The sequence below is a fragment of the Gemella sp. genome (assembly GCF_057272915.1).
In genome coordinates this window covers 1-16,368 of record NZ_DBHIUF010000002.1, presented here as the reverse complement: position 1 = coordinate 16,368, position 16,368 = coordinate 1, and the positions used below count along the sequence as shown (strand labels likewise).

Here is a 16,368-nt window from a genome sequence, read left to right as displayed (position 1 = left end):
GAAAACGATTTTTCCTGTTTTGCCTAAAAATTTCTTTCTTTGTAATTAATTACTAATTCAGTAAAATTTTACTAGACTATGTAAATCGCTTTAAAAATAGCTTTTATTTTCTAAATTTTTATGTTATGATACATAATACTGAGTAAAGAAAAGGAAATTGATTAATAAATTTTACTCTCGGAGGCAACTTATGTTTTTTGACAATTTAAAAAATAACTATGATAAACTATCTATTTCAGAACAACAAGCTATAGATTATCTAATGAAACAAGATAATATCGAACACACGACCTTAAAGGAAATTAAACAGACTGTTCTTGTTTCATCTTCTACTGTAATTCGTGCTTGTAAAAAATTAGGTTATAATACCTTTATCGATTTAAAATATGATTTAAAAATGAGTAAGGAACTAGCTAAAAAGAATAAAAACTCAACGGCCTCTACCTTCCTTTCTTTAAAAGAACAGCTTAGCGTTGAATTTTCTAGGACAATGTCTATACTGAATCAAGATGATTTCGATATTTTTGCCAATAAAATAATAAATGCTCGTCGTATATTTTGCGTAGGTAGTGGATCAAGTTACATGGTCATGAGTGATTTTAATAGAAAACTTAAACTAATTAATCTTTGGTCAAATGATTATTTTGAACACTATTCTATTAAAAGAATCCCTGATATTTGCAAAAAGGATGATGTCCTATTGGTATTTTCTCTTAGCGGAGAGACTACGGTTATCAATGATTGTGTTTTAGAAGCTAAACAAAACGGTACAACTATTTTATCAATCACAAGTCTTGCGAACAGTACTCTAGCCAAAATGAGTGATCATTTGATTAAAGTCTATGATGCACCAAAAAACAGAAAAAAAATCCGCTCTCGTCTAATGCTAAGTGTAGTTGGAATTATTTTATTTGAAACTATCGTTAACACTATCAGTCCCGGAGAATATGTAATCGATTAATAAAAAGGTAGTGATTCAAAAATCCTAAATTTTAAAAAAAAGTATATATTATAACTCATAAACACAGTGATTTATTGATATCTAAATTTGCTTTATAAAAGCTTTTTAGATATCTACTAAACTGTGCGGAGGACTCGACAAAATCTTGTTTCTTTGAAATCGTGATTTTTGGGTCACTCCCACTCTCTTATCTTATTTGATTTATGATTTTTTTCATTCATCAAATTTAACAACAAATCACAAAAAGGAGGTGAACTTATCTCACCTCCTTTTCTTATGTTTTAATTAGTCTTTTTACTTTTAACCTTACTTTTAGGAACACGTTTAGCGGAACCTATATTCCAGACAGTTTCCTCTTGTGAAGCTATTTCTTTATATATATTTGCATTATTTTTCACTGCACCGTCTATTTCTTTAGATTCTACTACTTTTTTTTCTACTGATTGCTTTTCAGTTTTTTTTACTTCTGAAGTAGTAGTTTTTACAGGTTCATTAATAGAAAGCCCAGTAGTTGATATACCTACTTGTTTTTTTGAACTTTCTAGCGTATTGCGTGATGCTGAACCATAAACAGATGAATATACTGGTGACGGCTTGAATTTTCCTACGCTACGCGGTTTCGGTGTAATAGTATTTGAACTCATCATTTGTCCAGTTACTGATCTAGTAGATGTTGATAATCCTGATGAAGAATATTTTTCAAAAATAGCATCAAGTATTTTCTGATTATTTTCTATTTTCTCTTTACTTACAGGTCTATAACCGTAATCAACTGTTTTATATTCACCTAGTTTAGCACCATTTCCTTTATCGAAGTATTCAGAAACGTCATTAGTATATAATTTTTCTATATATTCAATTCCACGTTCTTCCTCTTCTTCTTTACTTGCTTCTTCATAAGATTTAATATCCTCTAATCTCTTCTCTGCAACTTCCTTAGGAACAACTTTCTCATCAGTGAACTTATCTACATCATTAGTAACTTTAACAACTTTATTATTTGGTGATACTTCTCTTAATAAGCTATCGATGTTTACTGAATCAACTGACTCTTCAAGGTAATTTTGTTCTTCAAGTTCTTCGATTTCCTCTTCATCTAAATGGTAATCGCTATAACCTGATAATTTATCTTTTTTGACATCTTTGAATTCTTCATACTCCTCTACTTCAATATCTTTTATCTTAGCTGCTTCTTGAACTAAATCTACATAAGACTCTTCTTTTTTATCTTTTCTTAAATCTTCTAGGTTTTCATTCAGTTCTTCAATTTCAGGTAGAGTCTCTTCTTTTTTCGGAGAAATATCTATATTCTCAGTTTCTATTAGTTCATCTAAAGCTGTTTTTTCTTGAATACTTTCAGCCTTTTTACCTTCGTATAAACCTTTTCTGAAGTTTTCTACATCCTCTGTAACCTCTTGACTTTCTTCAAATCTGTCACCCATAAGTTTTTTACTAACTCTATCAATATCATCTTCAAATAAATCTTCAGCACCTTCTAGTATATCATTTACAGAAGTATATTTAAGTTTCTCACGACGACTTCCTTCTGCATCTAGTTCTCTAACTTCAAGTTCAGGAGTTTCTTTTTCATGAGTTTTGTTTTCTTTAGCACGAATTTCATCGAAAATACCGTCTAATTTTTCATTTTTCTTAGCATATAACGGATTGTTTTTTTCGATTTTATCACTTCTTCTCTCAAGAGCATTAAAGTTTTCTTCGAATTCTTGTCTTGCCTCTTTATTCTTAGTGACTCTTTCTTCTTGAACAGAAGCTTCTTCTTTGACTTGCTCTTTAAATTTACCTGCTACTTCTTCTTTCAACTCACTGCTATCTTTACCTAGTACTACACTGTCTCCTAGAGAATCAATTTTATGATCTTGTTTTAATCTCTTAGTTCTAACAGCTGCCAGCGTCGGATGCGTTCTTCTCGGTGGATTTTCATCAAAGATGTCAACATCGCGTATTTCAGAACCTGTTACTCCAAGTTTTTTCAATGCATCACCTAAATCCGTTACTTTAGCCTTTGAGACTACCTCTTCTTTTTCTTCATATTCGGTAATATCAATTTCTTCAAACTTAGGTGTTACTTTCTGTTCTTTTTCTTGTTCTACAAACTCAATTTCAAGTTCATCCTCAGATTCTTCTATTTTTTCTACTTTTGATTGAGCTTTTTTCTTATCAAGATTTTTATCTTCTCCAAAGTCTTCTTCAAAATCATCTAACACGGCATCTAGTTCTTCTTGATCAATTTCATCGTCACTCACATTGAACAATTTATCTTTAAGTCTTGAGAAGAATCCTACTTTTTTCTCATTTTCTTCATAGTCGTCTTCATAGTCTTTTTCTGCTACTCTAGATTTTTGTCTTTGTTCACGTTTCTGACGCTCTAAATATGTTTTATAATCCTCAGCCTCATCATCTTCGTCTTCTTCATCTAGATATTCATCATCTAAGAACTCTTCATCTTCTTTTTTATTAGAACTGAATAATCCTTTAAGTTTAGAAATAAAGCCATTTTCTTTTTTAAATTTTTTCTCTTGCTTCAAATCTTCTTCGTAATCATCTTCATAATCTTCAAAGTCATCATAGTTATCTACTTCGAAATCATCAAGATTAACTTCTTCATAATCTTCAATCTTTTTAGATTCTTTCTCGTCACGTTTTCTAGTACTACGTTGTGAACTAAATTCATCCTCATCAAATGAGTTTTTAGTTTTATTAGAACTAAAATCTATTTCGAAATCCTCATCTTCATCAAGATAAACTCTTTCTTTTCTTCTGTTTTCAGCTCTTTTTTCCCTACGTTCAGCTAAATCGTCTTTTTTCTCTTTTTTAGCTGTGCTTTCTTCGTATATCTCATCTTCGTTTTCTTCTAAAAACCATTTTTTCCAATTTACCATATTTCACACCTCCTAATTAGATTTTATTTAAGATTCAAATCTTTCACGCGAGTTCCTACTTTAGTATCTGCATCTAATACTAAAATACCTCTCGCTTCTTCTTGTGGTAATCCTAGTTCACGTTTTGAACATAGCATACCATTTGATTCAACTCCACGTAGTTTTGATTTTTTAATTAATAGACCACTTGGCATCATTGCTCCACTTAGAGCTACTACTACCTTTTGTCCTGCCTCTACATTTGGAGCACCACATACAATTTGTAGTGTTTCTTCTTCATTAACTTTTACTTCTGTTACTTTTAATTTATCTGCGTCTGGGTGTTTTTCACAACTTAAAACTTCCCCAACTACAAAGAACTCATCATTATTACCTTCTAGGTCAATTTTAATTCCATTTTTTTCTAATCGTTTTTGAAGGATTTCTTTTTGCTCTTCTGTTAAGTCGATACTACCTTCTCCATCTAATTTTAAGTTCTCAACATTAAAAATATTTAATCCTACTAAAGCGCCATTTTCATCTTTAATTAGTGTAATATTCTTCTTATCTTCGTATGTTACCTCTTCCTTACTTTGAATAGTAATTAATAATGTTTCTCCTAACATCTTCTTATTGTAAAAAAATAACATGAATCTCTCTCCTATAATAAATTTTAATTTTAAAATTATTCTACAAAAATAAAATAACTCTCTAGTTCTTTTCCATCGTATTTAAACGTTATTGTTGTTATCGGTACTAGACCTTCTGTGAAAAAATGCACCATCATCTTCTGCAAAATTTCTAGTCCTTGCTTATTCTGTACCTCTGCAATTATCAATGTATCTTGATGAGGTAACCCTACATAGAATGAATCACCTATTTTGTCATAAAAGTAATTCAAGACATTTTTATCGATTATTCTCGCCCCATCGTAACCGTCTTTTGCATTTAGGAAATAGAATTTATTTCCTGCAACTTCATCCACATTATACTTAAGTGGTAGTTTTTCTAAATTATATTTAGCATATCCTAAAAATTCTTCTTCAGTTTTAGAAAATCTACTTAAAAAACTACCATCTAATAATTTATAACCATCTTTAAAATCATAAGCTAAATATATTCTAGTTTCATTTGTATGATAAAAACTAACAAGATTTTTCTCGTTATCTTTGTTAAAACTACTAGCTCGAACCACTGGAAAAATATTTCCCAATAATTCATCCTCAGTTATATCATCTATAGAAAGTTTTTTTTGTGCATTGAAGTTTCCTACTATGTAGTAAACAAATTCTTCTATCTTCTTGTCACTTTCGCTAGTTTTTTTATCTCCTAACTTCCTTATAAAACTATCTATATCAATCTTAGCACGGCGATTTTCATATTCTAAAATAAAAACACTGCTTTCTCTTTCTCGCCTCTCATGAATTTTTAAAGTAGGTAGTTTTTCTATTATTTTTTCAAATATATAATCTCTTGAATAAGACATACTGCCTCCTATTTTGTGTATAATACGGCAACTTAATTATACCATATTCATTCGCATTCAATCAACACAATTAAGCAATATATACAAATATTATTCACTTTTTTACAGTGTATATATTTTATTGCACCTTTAGTTTTATTTTGTTATAATTTTATATATATACTTCGGAGGATTTTTTATGGATATAGAAATAAAAAGAGCCGAATTACAAACAAAATACAATAACTGGATTAATAAGAATACAAGAAGATTAATAGTTGCTTTTATAGCTTATATAGTAATTATCCTTATAAATTTTTTACTATTAAAAAAACCTAAGATCACTCTTTTTTCTAGCTTCTTATTTTTCACATATACAGTTTATGTATTATCATTAATTTGGTTTATAAAAAATAAATTAATCGCAAATATCGACTCTGTTGATTTCGATGTGAAATAAAAGTACTTAAATTAATCATGTAGGATTATTTAAGTACTTTTGTTATTTTCTGTAAGCTATCATATATTCTTTATCATTATAAGACTTGATTTCTTGCTTTGTTTATGCTACTTTATAAGTATAAAGGGATAGCAAAATCTTGTGTATTATATTACCAAGAAATAGATATAACAAATAAAGGGGGAAATTAAAATGTATATTCCAACAATAGTAATAATTTGTATGGTATGTGGCGGTATAGGTGGAGCTCTGGGTTCTTATCTTACAAAAAAGAATAAAAAACAAAAAAATAAAGAAGACGATTAATCGTCTTCTTTTACTTATTTATTACATTCCCCAAGCTGATAAACCTTGTGCTTGATATGCACGAGTTGCTGCATCGATTTGATCTTGAACTGTTGCTGTAGATCCCCATCCAGGCATTGTTTGGAATAATCCACTAGCTCCAGAAGCATTTCTAGCTCCTACTTGACCATTTGATTCACGAGCGATGATGTGTTCCCAAGTTGATGCTGGTACTCCAGTACGACGAGCCATTTCTTGAGCTGCTGCTGCTCCATCTGCACCTGCAGTGTTACCATTTGATAATACAACAGATCCACCTGGTGCTGAATATGATTGAGCTGGTGCTGCGTAAGATTGTTGTGTCGCTACTTCTTGTTGTTGAGCTGCTGGACGTTGTTTAGTTCCTACTACTACAACTTTAGCTGTAGCTTCAGTGATTACTTTCTCAGAAGCAACTTCTCTAGATACTTCTTTACCTTTTTCTCTTACAACGTTGTAAGTAACTTCTTTCTCACCGTTTTTACCTTCAACTTTTGTAACTTTTTCATCTACATATTTAGAATCATCTTTTTCTTCTTTTGTTTCGAATTTGATTACTTCTTTTTTAGTTTCAGTAGTTTTTCCAGTTCTAGCAATTTTAATTGTATCAACTGTAGCTACTTCACTGTTTAATCCTGGTGTAACTTCATCTTTTTCACCAAGGGTAATGTTTAATTCTTTTAAGATATCTTCAACTTTTTTGTAAGTAGTTTTTCTTACCGTAGTTGTATCTCCATCAACGATTGTTACTTCATGAGCTTTATAGATGCTGATAGTTTCCCCACCGCTTACTTTTGTATCTAATCCTGGTTCTACTCTATCGTCTGCACCAAAAGGAATATCGTTAGCGATAAGAATTTCTCTAACTGTTCCTTTTTTAGTTTTTAACTCAATTTTGTTACTATTATCTAAGTTTACGGCGAAAACATTGTGCCCTGTGTATTCTTCCGCTACTACGAAAGCTCCCGATAATAATAATCCCGATGTTGCCGCTGCGGCTATAATTCTACCTAATTTCATGTATTAATCAATCTCCTTTTTATCTTCTAATCCGAACAACGTACATGCATTATTGAATGTTTGTTTTGTTAGTTGTTCATACGACATTTCTTTAAGATCTGCAATTTCTTGTGCTACATAGTGCACATATGCAGGTTCGTTTCTTTTGCCTCTATATGGTGTTGGTGTTAAGTACGGACAATCCGTTTCAATCAATAACTTATCTAATGGACAAGCTTTTGCTACTTCTTTAGGTGTTTTTGCATTTTTAAATGTTACTGGTCCACCTAGTGAAATATAGAAGTTCTCTTTTAGCATAATATTCATGCTTTCTACAGAACCAGAAAAGCTATGCATTATTCCACCAATTTCACTAGCTTTTTCTTCTTGAAGTATTTGTATTGTGTCTGCCATAGCATCACGTGTATGAATTACTATTGGTTTTTTTACTTCTTTTGCTAGTTGAATTTGTCTTCTAAATACTTCTTTTTGAACATCCTTTGGGCTTTTATCCCAGTGATAATCTAGACCAATCTCACCGATGGCTACTACTTTATCATTTGTTAAAGCAATTTTTTTTATCATTTCATATTTTTCTTCTGTAAAGTCAATTGCTTCTACTGGGTGCCAACCTACTGTTAAATATAAAAAGTCATATTTAGCTGTGATTTCTAGTGCTTTTTCTATACTTTTATCATCGAAACCAACTATGTTTATTAATTTTACTCCCGCTTCTTTCGCACGGATAATAGTTTCTTCTAAGTCTTCTAAATAAGCATCATCATTTAGATGCGCATGTGTATCAAATAACATACCACGCCTCCTTACTCTTAAGATTATACCAAAACAACGTTTCATTAAAATATCTAAACTATTTCAATTATGTTACAATACATTTTCAATTAACGTAAATATTGTTACTTTATACGTTTTCAAAAATATTTAGGGAGAATTATTGTCTTTTTTCAACAATTATTTCTAATTTTTTAAGCAACTAACCTAAAAGGTCTATATTTAAAAAAAATTTAAACACATCTGTTTCTTTATATATAATTTCACTTTATAAAAGTACTAATAAACTTTGCGAGGGGACAAGACAAAATCAATTTCTCTGAAAATACGATATTGAATCACTCCCACAAAAGAAAATGTCTTAGAGCATTTAAACACTCTAAGACATCTCTATAAAATGAGTTTATTATATTTAATTTAGTTCTCCATGGTACCAAACACGTACTTTACCATTCCCTATTGGATAAATATCACTGAAGTATAATGTACCTGAAGCCCAACCACTCCCATCATAAAATTGACTATAATTTACACTTGTTGGATATGCTGAACCTACAGGATAGTCATAGGGAATACTTTTAGAAATCTTCTCTCCAGTATTTTCAGAATTATTCACAATTGGACTTTTATCTACTCCAACTGCATTGTTTTTTTGATATATTGTATTTTCTTCATTCGCATTAGTATTTTCACCTGATGAAGAATAGACTGTACCAACTCCTAAGCTTCCTGGAAGCAGTACTAATAATAAACTCATTGCTCCTATTTTAATATTTTTTTTCATAAGTATGCACCTCCCCAACTACTTATTTTACTAATATTATACTCCTTTTTTTTATCGATGCAAACCTTTTCTCGATGTTTTTTATAAAAAATGACTTTAAATATAAATCTGCTCTAAATTTTAGAAAGCACATCACTATTTAAAGTCGTTCTTTTTATATTATTCAGCTTTAAAGTCTATTACTTGAGCGCCGATAAGTTGCTCTAGTACCTCTGGTTTTACTTCTACTTGATGACCTACTTTACCTGCAGAGATAATAATCGTTTCAACTTCACGACATTTTTCATCTACAAAAGTCGGAAATAGTTTTTTCATCGCAAATGGTGAGCAACCACCTTTTACATATCCTGTAATTTTTGTCAGATCTTTAAGTGGTAACATTGATAAACTTTTCACTCCTGCTGCTTTAGCCAGTTTCTTGAAGTTTATACTATCTTCACTCATAAGTACTCCAACTATATAGTTACCTTTACCATCTGTAGTCATAATTGTCTTAAACACTTGATTGTGCTCTCGCCCAATAATATCAGCTACTCCTACACCAGTCTTCGCAGCATCACTTTCTGCATCAAATTCAAAATGATTATATTCTACACCATTCTCATCCAAAAATCTCATCGCATTAGTTTTTAAGTCTTTTTTCTTACTCATATTTGTACCTCATTATTTAACTTCTTCATTAGTTATAAATTATAACTAATATTTTACTCCAAACTTTGCTTACTGTCAAAAACTGTTTTAAATAATTTTCAAAAATACCAATCACAAAATTTAGATTCTCTCACTTATCTACTAGGTTGGTATTCCTATTCTTATTTTAACACAAAGTGTCCTTCTTCAACTTCTTCGAATTTTTCACTACCAGTTATTACTATCTCCTCTGCACTAACTTCAAATTCTTCGAACATCTTTCTAGCTCTTATCGGATCAATAATCGGCATAGAACTTAAAAGACGTTTTGTATAAACGTGCTGCGGATTTTTCATAATCTGTGCTGTTGTTCCTAATTCTACTAGATTACCTCTATACATTACAGCTATTCTATCTGCGATATACTCTACTACACCTAAGTTATGTGAGATGAATAAATATGTTAGAGAAAATTTTTCTTGTAAATCTTTTAATAAATTAATTACCTGTGCTTGTGTTGAAGCATCTAAAGCAGAAGTCGGTTCATCGCATAAAATAAAATCTGGTCTTGTTACAACTGCACGAGCAATACCAATACGTTGACGTTGCCCTCCACTAAAAGCATTTGATAATTTTAACGCATCCTCATTAGAAATCCCTACAAACTCTAATATTTCTAACGCTTTTTTCTTCGCTGTTTCTTTATCCTCTTTGTGTAAAGCTTCCATAACTATATCTAAAGCACTCATTCGCGGATTTAGTGATGAATAAGGATCTTGGAATATAATTTGCATTTTGCTATATACTTCTGCAAGCTCTTTTTTTGACATTTTTGTTAAAGACTTTTCATTACCTTCTACAAAAACTTCTCCTGATATGAATGGATCAATATTTAAAATCCCCTTACCTAGGGTAGTCTTTCCACTTCCAGATTCACCTACTACAGCTAGCGTCTCAGCTTTATAAATATCTAAACTAATATCATTAACAGCTATAGTTTCTTTGACTTCTTTATCCATTCCTTTAGACTTATAAACTTTTCGTACATTTTTTAGTTTTAAATACTCTTTACTCATTACTCCACCTCTTTCAGATACTCATGAGTATCGCTAAGTTTTTGCCAAGTATAGTGTTTGTCATCTTCCTTATAATCAACAGTCAAAAGTTCATTATTAGTATTTTCTAATCTTGCCGCTGCAAGAAGTTGTTTTGTATATGGGTGTTGTGCATTGCTGAAGATTTCTTCAACATTTCCTTTTTCGACAACTCTACCTCTATACATAATATACACATAGTCACACATTCCAGCTATTACGCCAAAATCATGGCTGACTAATGCTACACTAAGTTCTGTTTCTTTTTGTAATTTTTTAATAAGAGATAAAATCTGTGCTTGAACCGTAACGTCTAGAGCAGTTGTAGGTTCATCTGCTACCAATAACTTAGGATTTGCAAGTAATGCCATAGCTATTAATATTCTTTGACGCATACCACCAGATAATTCATGTGGATATTGTTCCATTCTAAGCGGTGCATTAAGAATTCCTACTTTTTCAAGTTGCTCTATTGCTAATTTTTTTGCTTCTTCTTTAGACTTATTTTGGAATCTTTCTATTACTTCTATTAAGTGAAAACCAATCGTTCTAACTGGATCTAATGAAGTCATAGGATTTTGGAAAATCATAGAGATTGGTAACTTTTCACCCTTCTTAACTTCCTTTCTATCAAAGATAAACTTATCATTTTTATCAAAAATATTGTTAGGAAGAATAGACATTATGCTACGCATCAGAATACTTTTTCCACTACCTGATTCACCAACAACACCAGTGATATGACCTTTTCTAAAATTAATATCGATACCGTGTATTAACTGTTTATCTACTTCTTTATTTGGTTTATAATTAACCGTTAGATTTTTTAATTCTACTATATTTGTCATACTATTCTCCCTCCTTTTGAATATATTTTGTAAGTAAGTTACCAATATTATTGAATGAATAAATTGTTAACATTACAAATAATCCAGGGATGATAGCCATATGAGGAGCACGTTGTAGACTTTGTTGTGCATTTTGTAGTAATGTTCCCCAAGAAGTCATAGGTTGTTGAATACCAAGACCTAAGAAACTAAGTGCCGCTTCTGTCATTATTGCGTTAGCTATTGAGGCACTTGCCGCTACTACTAAAGTTGGTATTATAGCTGGAATAATATGTTTCTTTAGAATAGAGATAGTTTTTACACCGCTAAATCTACTATATACTACATAGTCATATTCCTTTGCCGATAGAGTTTCTGCTCGAACTAATCTCGCAAGACGCATCCAAGAAAAACATCCTATTACTATAATTATTGAATCAATTCCCGGTTTTAAAAATACGCTTAGGACGATTACTAATACTAACCATGGAATAGATGATAATACATCGACTAAACGCATAAGTAAACTATCAACAACTCCACCAACATAACCTGCGATAAGCCCTACTATCGTTCCGATTGTTACGGAAGTTACCATCGCTAGTAAACCTACTATAAGAGAAATACGACCTCCATAGATTACACGAATGAAGTAATCACGACCTACCTCATCAGTTCCGAATAAATGTTGTAAACTTGGTGATTGAGATAGATTCGCTACATCAGTAGCCGCTGGATCAATAGGAATTAAAGGAGCAATTAACGAAACAAAAACTAATATTGCTATAAAAATAAGTGAAAAAATATAAATCTTTGAACTTTTAGTAGTTTTAATAAATCTTTTCATCTTACTTACCTCCCCTTCTAATTCTAGGATCTACTATCGAATACAGTATGTCTGAAATTAAATTACCTACTATTACTAATGTAGCTGATAGTAACATTACAGCCATTATTATAGGGTAATCTAACGCTCTAGTTGCTTGTGTAATATATGGTCCAATTCCTGGCCAACTAAATACTGTTTCTGTAATAATCGCTCCAGTTACTAACATCGGCAGTGACATACCTACTTGAGTTATTACCGGAATTAGTACGTTTTTTATAATATGCCTTGTGAAAATTTGAGTTTTTGTCGCTTGAAAAGCTTGTTGAACTACTACATACTCTTCATTTGTTTGACTTAAAGCTGAAGACCTTACATAACGTGTAAGCTCTGCAAAGAATACAATTGTTAAAGTTAGATAAGGCATGATAAAGTGTGATAAGAAATCACCAAAATCGCTCTCTTTACCAATTGTGTGCATTCCTATTATTGGGAATAAGTTTAACTGGTATCCTAAAACATAGATGAATATCATCGCTATCCAAAATGATGGAGTAGCTATTCCAAGTGAAGCTACAGCATCGATAAGTTTATCTTGCCAGTTACCTTTATTTGCAGCCGCTAATAATCCTAATACTATCGCAATCACTAATGCTGTTACATATGCTGGTAATACTAATGATATTGTATTAGGTATTTTCGCTAGAATTTCCTCTCCTACACTATTATGAGTTACTAATGAGTGCCCGAAGTTTCCACTTAATATTTGCCCTAACCAATCCACATACTGAATTAAGAATGGTTTATTAAGCCCACTTTGCTCACGAAGAATATTAATTTCTTCTTGTGACATATTCGACGTTATCTGTGCATCAATAGCATCATATGGTGCTAAATGTATTAAAGTAAATACTATAAACGATATTACTAAAAGTAATGGTACTGCTTGTAATATACGTTTCAAAATATATCGAATCATACATTCTCCTTTAAATTTTAATTACTATATTTCTATGAAATTCATTTATAATTTATCACAAATCTCTTTGTTATAAATTATAAATGAACGTTTCCCTTAAAACTAACAAAGCGAGGGAGATACTATAAAATCTTATTATAAATAGGATTTTATCGTACTCCCCCTCACACTATATTTTATTTTCCACTACTATTACTATTTAAGAGTAATTTTTGATAAATCATCAAATGTGTAGATTGGCACTAACTTAGCATCATTAACATTTCCAACACGTTTATTAACCGCTAAGATTTTTTGGTTATCTACGATTGGGTATAGGTATGCTTGGTTAGCAATTTCTTGTTGAAGGTTTTTGTACACTTCTTTACGTTTAGTTTCATCTAGTTCAGCTGCACCTTGTTTGAATAATCCATCAACTTTTTCACTTCTGTATTGGAAGTAATTTGAAGTACCATTTGATCCAAATAGCTTAGAGTATAAATCAGGATCGTTACCCATGATATATCCACCTAAGAATAGGTTGTAAGCTTTAGAACCAGGTTTTCTTAACTCTGTAAAGATAGCTGTTTCATCTCCACCACGAAGCTCTACATTGATTCCTACTGCCTGTAGTTGTTGTTGGATGAATGTTGCTTGGATAGTATTTGCAGCATCGTTACTTGCATATCCTAAGTTAAGTTTCAAGTTAGAAACTCCAGCTTCTTTTAATAGTGATTTTGCTTTTTCAACATTTTGAGTATATTTCTCTACATCATCAGTATTGAATGGATTTTTCGGTGGTAAGAATGAATAAGGGTTTTGGTAGTATTTACTGTCTAAGTAAGCTGCTTTATTCATATCTTCTTTGTTTAATGCGTATAAAATAGCTTGTCTAACTTTAACATCTTTTAATTCATCTGTGTTTGTGTTTAATCCTAAGTATCCGATACGGTTTTCACTGTAAGGATAAGTATCAATGTTTTTAGAATCTAAATCTTTAATTGCAGCAGGTAATACATATGCTGCATCTACCTCACCTTTTTGTAATGCTACTTTTGTAGTATCAGCACTTTTAATAATACGTAGTACTACATTTTTAACTTTTGGCTTACCATTGTAATAATTTTCATTCGCTTCAAATTTAATGTATTCTCCACGTTTGTTTTCTACTAGTTTGTATGGTCCAGTTCCTACTGGTGTTTCTTTTAATTCTTTAACTGAGAAGTCAGATACATTTCCATAAACGTGTTTTGGAATAATGTAAGTTTCATTTGCAATGTTATTTGCCGCAGCTGCACTTGGTTCTGGGAACTTAAATACTACAGTGTAGTCATCTACTTTCTCAATAGTTATCGGTTTGTCACCAATCCATAAGTTTTTAAAGTTTCCATTTTCTTTTTTAGCTTTTGTTTGATAAGTGAAGACTACATCATCAGCTGTGAATTTTTGTCCATCAGACCATTTTACATCTTTTCTTAAGTTAACTTTTAAACTAAGACCATCTTTTGCAAGTTCAGTAGATTCTGCTAAGGCATATTCTTTTGAACCATCCCCATTAACTTTGATTAATGGTGAGTAAATAATATTAGTCATTGTTAATCCCCAACGGTCACTTACCTTGATTGGGTTAGTTGATGATGGATCATCACTAATAGCATACGTGAAAGTATCTTTATCTTGAGAAGTGGTAATTGTGTTTTGCGTTTTTGAACTACATGCTGTTACAACACTCATTACTAACGCTAGTGCTCCTATAAACAATTTGTTCTTTTTCATTCTTTTTTCCTCCTTGATTTTAAGTCCTATTTTTCAAACTATGAAATATTTTGGTTTCCCTTATTTAATAATGGTTAAATACATTTGCCTATTTGGCAGCGAGAGACTTACATTGCTACTCATGTATTAATTAAATAGACTATATTTTATAATAAGAATAATAAAACCAGATATTATTTAACATTGAACGAATGAAATCAATGCTAGTTTAGTTTACTGTATTATATATAAAGATGTCAATTTAAGTGCTTATTTTTGCTATTTACATTAGTTATATAACTCTTTTGTTGGGAGTGCCTCAAAAATCGGGACTTCGTAGAAACAGGATTTTGTCGAGTCACTTTCCGCAGTGGTTTATTAAATATCTAAAAAGCTTTTATAAAGCGATTTTAGATATCAATAAACCACTGCGTCTATGAGTTCGCATATGAACTTTGTTAAATTTTAGGACTTTTGGTTCAGTACCTAAAGTATTATTAATTTTCTGTGCCCCAAACTTCTTCTACGATTTCTTTTATTAGGGCGATTTTCTTCCATTGATCTTCTTCAGTAATCACGTTTCCTTCTTCTGTAGAAGCAAAACCACATTGTGTACTTAAGTAGATGTTTTCTAATGGTACATATTCGCTAGCTTCTTTAATTCTTGCGATTACTTCTTCTTTATCTTCTAAATCTGCAAATTTAGATGTAATTAATCCTAAAACAACTTTTTTATCTTTTCCAACTTTTGCTAGTGGCTTGAAATCTCCTGCACGATCTGTATCGTATTCTAAGTAGTATGCATCTACGTTTTCTCCCGCAAGTAGCTCATCTTCAACATTTTGATATCCACCTTGAGAAATCCATTTAGAAGCAAAGTTACCACGGCAAACGTGTGTATTGATTGCTAAATCTCCTGGCTTTCCTTCTATTGTTTCATTGTTAAGAGCTAGACAACGTGCTGCATATTCTCTACGAACTTCTTCTAATGGACGTGCGTCACGGAAACGGTTCGCAAATCCATCATCAGCTAATGCTCCCCATGTACAATCATCAAATTGTAATACTCGTAATCCTTCTTTATAAAGGTCTGCGATTACTTGTTTATAAGCTGCTACAATCGCATCTTTTAATTCTTCAAATGTTGGGTAGAATTTTTCATATCCTTTAATGTGATCTTCAGTACGTATTAACTCGAAGTATAATTGTGATGGTGATGGAATTGTTAATTTCACAGTCACATCTTTTTTATCAGCTACTAAGTCTCTTAAGAATTTGTAGTGTGCTACAAATGGATGATTTTCTCCACTGATTTTTCCTGATACTTTTGCTGTATCCGGTTTAGTTTCGATACCTTTGAATGGGTAACCTTTTTCTCCTTGAACATGTTCTACACCGTTAAGTCCCCAAAAGAAGTCTAGGTGCCAGTACGCACGACGGAACTCCCCGTCTGTTACTCCTTTTAGTCCATTTGCTATTTGTTTTTCAACTAATTCTGTAATTACTTTATCTTCTACCCTAGTTAATTCTTCTTGTGATAATTCTCCTTTTGAGAATTTGGCAGTGTCAAGATTTTTGTGTAAACACAATCTGATGTTTTAAATAAAGTTAACT

At 31.4% G+C, this 16,368-nt stretch carries 15 protein-coding genes and 1 pseudogene; 2 read left to right on the top strand and 14 right to left on the bottom strand.

What is annotated here, in order from left to right; translation table 11 throughout:
- The first annotated feature begins 190 nt into the window (after nucleotides 1-190).
- Nucleotides 191-961, top strand: coding sequence for a MurR/RpiR family transcriptional regulator (locus tag ACO6OL_RS00970; RefSeq protein WP_485501810.1), 771 nt, complete (start codon nucleotides 191-193; stop codon nucleotides 959-961).
- A gap of 281 nt (nucleotides 962-1,242) precedes the next feature.
- Here ACO6OL_RS00970 and ACO6OL_RS00965 read toward each other — a convergent pair whose 3' ends face one another.
- The 3 genes from ACO6OL_RS00965 to ACO6OL_RS00955 are packed head-to-tail and all read right to left on the bottom strand — an operon-like array spanning nucleotide 1,243 to nucleotide 5,326.
- A complete protein-coding gene (locus ACO6OL_RS00965) occupies nucleotides 1,243-3,861 on the bottom strand; it encodes a hypothetical protein (RefSeq protein WP_485501809.1) in 2,619 nt (872 codons plus the stop codon).
- 23 nt (nucleotides 3,862-3,884) lie between these two features.
- Nucleotides 3,885-4,490, bottom strand: a complete 606-nt coding sequence (ytpR, locus tag ACO6OL_RS00960; protein WP_485501808.1) for a YtpR family tRNA-binding protein — start codon at nucleotides 4,488-4,490, stop codon at nucleotides 3,885-3,887.
- Nucleotides 4,491-4,525: 35 nt separating this feature from the next.
- Entirely contained in the window at nucleotides 4,526-5,326 is an 801-nt protein-coding gene (locus ACO6OL_RS00955; protein ID WP_485501807.1) for a DUF1444 family protein, read from the bottom strand.
- Nucleotides 5,327-5,504: 178 nt separating this feature from the next.
- Between ACO6OL_RS00955 and ACO6OL_RS00950 the strand changes: the two genes are divergently transcribed.
- Entirely contained in the window at nucleotides 5,505-5,765 is a 261-nt protein-coding gene (locus ACO6OL_RS00950; protein WP_314160772.1) for a transporter, read from the top strand.
- A 327-nt stretch (nucleotides 5,766-6,092) separates the two neighbouring features.
- On the opposite strand, the gene ACO6OL_RS00945 is transcribed toward ACO6OL_RS00950, so the two are convergent.
- From ACO6OL_RS00945 to ACO6OL_RS00895, 11 genes and pseudogenes are all read right to left on the bottom strand, one after another.
- Nucleotides 6,093-6,686, bottom strand: a complete 594-nt coding sequence (locus tag ACO6OL_RS00945; RefSeq protein WP_485501918.1) for a G5 domain-containing protein — start codon at nucleotides 6,684-6,686, stop codon at nucleotides 6,093-6,095.
- 42 nt (nucleotides 6,687-6,728) lie between these two features.
- Nucleotides 6,729-7,109, bottom strand: a pseudogene (locus ACO6OL_RS00940) (ubiquitin-like domain-containing protein); the annotation flags it as partial.
- A 3-nt stretch (nucleotides 7,110-7,112) separates the two neighbouring features.
- Nucleotides 7,113-7,901 (bottom strand): TatD family hydrolase, encoded by a 789-nt coding sequence (locus ACO6OL_RS00935; protein WP_485481028.1) that lies wholly within the window; start codon nucleotides 7,899-7,901, stop codon nucleotides 7,113-7,115.
- Between the two features lie 391 nt (nucleotides 7,902-8,292).
- A complete protein-coding gene (locus tag ACO6OL_RS00930) occupies nucleotides 8,293-8,664 on the bottom strand; it encodes a hypothetical protein (RefSeq protein ID WP_485481027.1) in 372 nt (123 codons plus the stop codon).
- Nucleotides 8,665-8,823: 159 nt separating this feature from the next.
- On the bottom strand, nucleotides 8,824-9,315 hold the full coding sequence (gene ybaK, locus ACO6OL_RS00925; protein WP_485501806.1) for a Cys-tRNA(Pro) deacylase: 492 nt from the start codon (nucleotides 9,313-9,315) through the stop codon (nucleotides 8,824-8,826).
- A gap of 161 nt (nucleotides 9,316-9,476) precedes the next feature.
- Entirely contained in the window at nucleotides 9,477-10,370 is an 894-nt protein-coding gene (locus ACO6OL_RS00920; RefSeq protein ID WP_485501805.1) for an ATP-binding cassette domain-containing protein, read from the bottom strand.
- Nucleotides 10,370-11,236: an ABC transporter ATP-binding protein gene (locus ACO6OL_RS00915; RefSeq protein WP_485501804.1), complete on the bottom strand. Its 867-nt coding sequence runs from the start codon at nucleotides 11,234-11,236 to the stop codon at nucleotides 10,370-10,372. Before ACO6OL_RS00915 ends, ACO6OL_RS00920 begins: the two co-directional genes overlap by 1 nt.
- A 1-nt stretch (nucleotide 11,237) precedes the next feature.
- The gene (locus ACO6OL_RS00910) at nucleotides 11,238-12,062 is read right to left on the bottom strand and encodes an ABC transporter permease (protein ID WP_485501803.1); all 825 of its coding nucleotides are present in this window, start codon (nucleotides 12,060-12,062) and stop codon (nucleotides 11,238-11,240) included.
- 1 nt (nucleotide 12,063) lies between these two features.
- Complete coding sequence (locus ACO6OL_RS00905) at nucleotides 12,064-13,020, bottom strand: ABC transporter permease (protein WP_485501802.1); 957 nt, start codon at nucleotides 13,018-13,020, stop codon at nucleotides 12,064-12,066.
- A 195-nt stretch (nucleotides 13,021-13,215) separates the two neighbouring features.
- Nucleotides 13,216-14,775, bottom strand: coding sequence for an ABC transporter substrate-binding protein (locus ACO6OL_RS00900; protein WP_485501801.1), 1,560 nt, complete (start codon nucleotides 14,773-14,775; stop codon nucleotides 13,216-13,218).
- Nucleotides 14,776-15,251: 476 nt separating this feature from the next.
- Nucleotides 15,252-16,343: a 5-methyltetrahydropteroyltriglutamate--homocysteine S-methyltransferase gene (locus ACO6OL_RS00895; RefSeq protein WP_485501800.1), complete on the bottom strand. Its 1,092-nt coding sequence runs from the start codon at nucleotides 16,341-16,343 to the stop codon at nucleotides 15,252-15,254.
- Nucleotides 16,344-16,368: the final 25 nt, after the last annotated feature.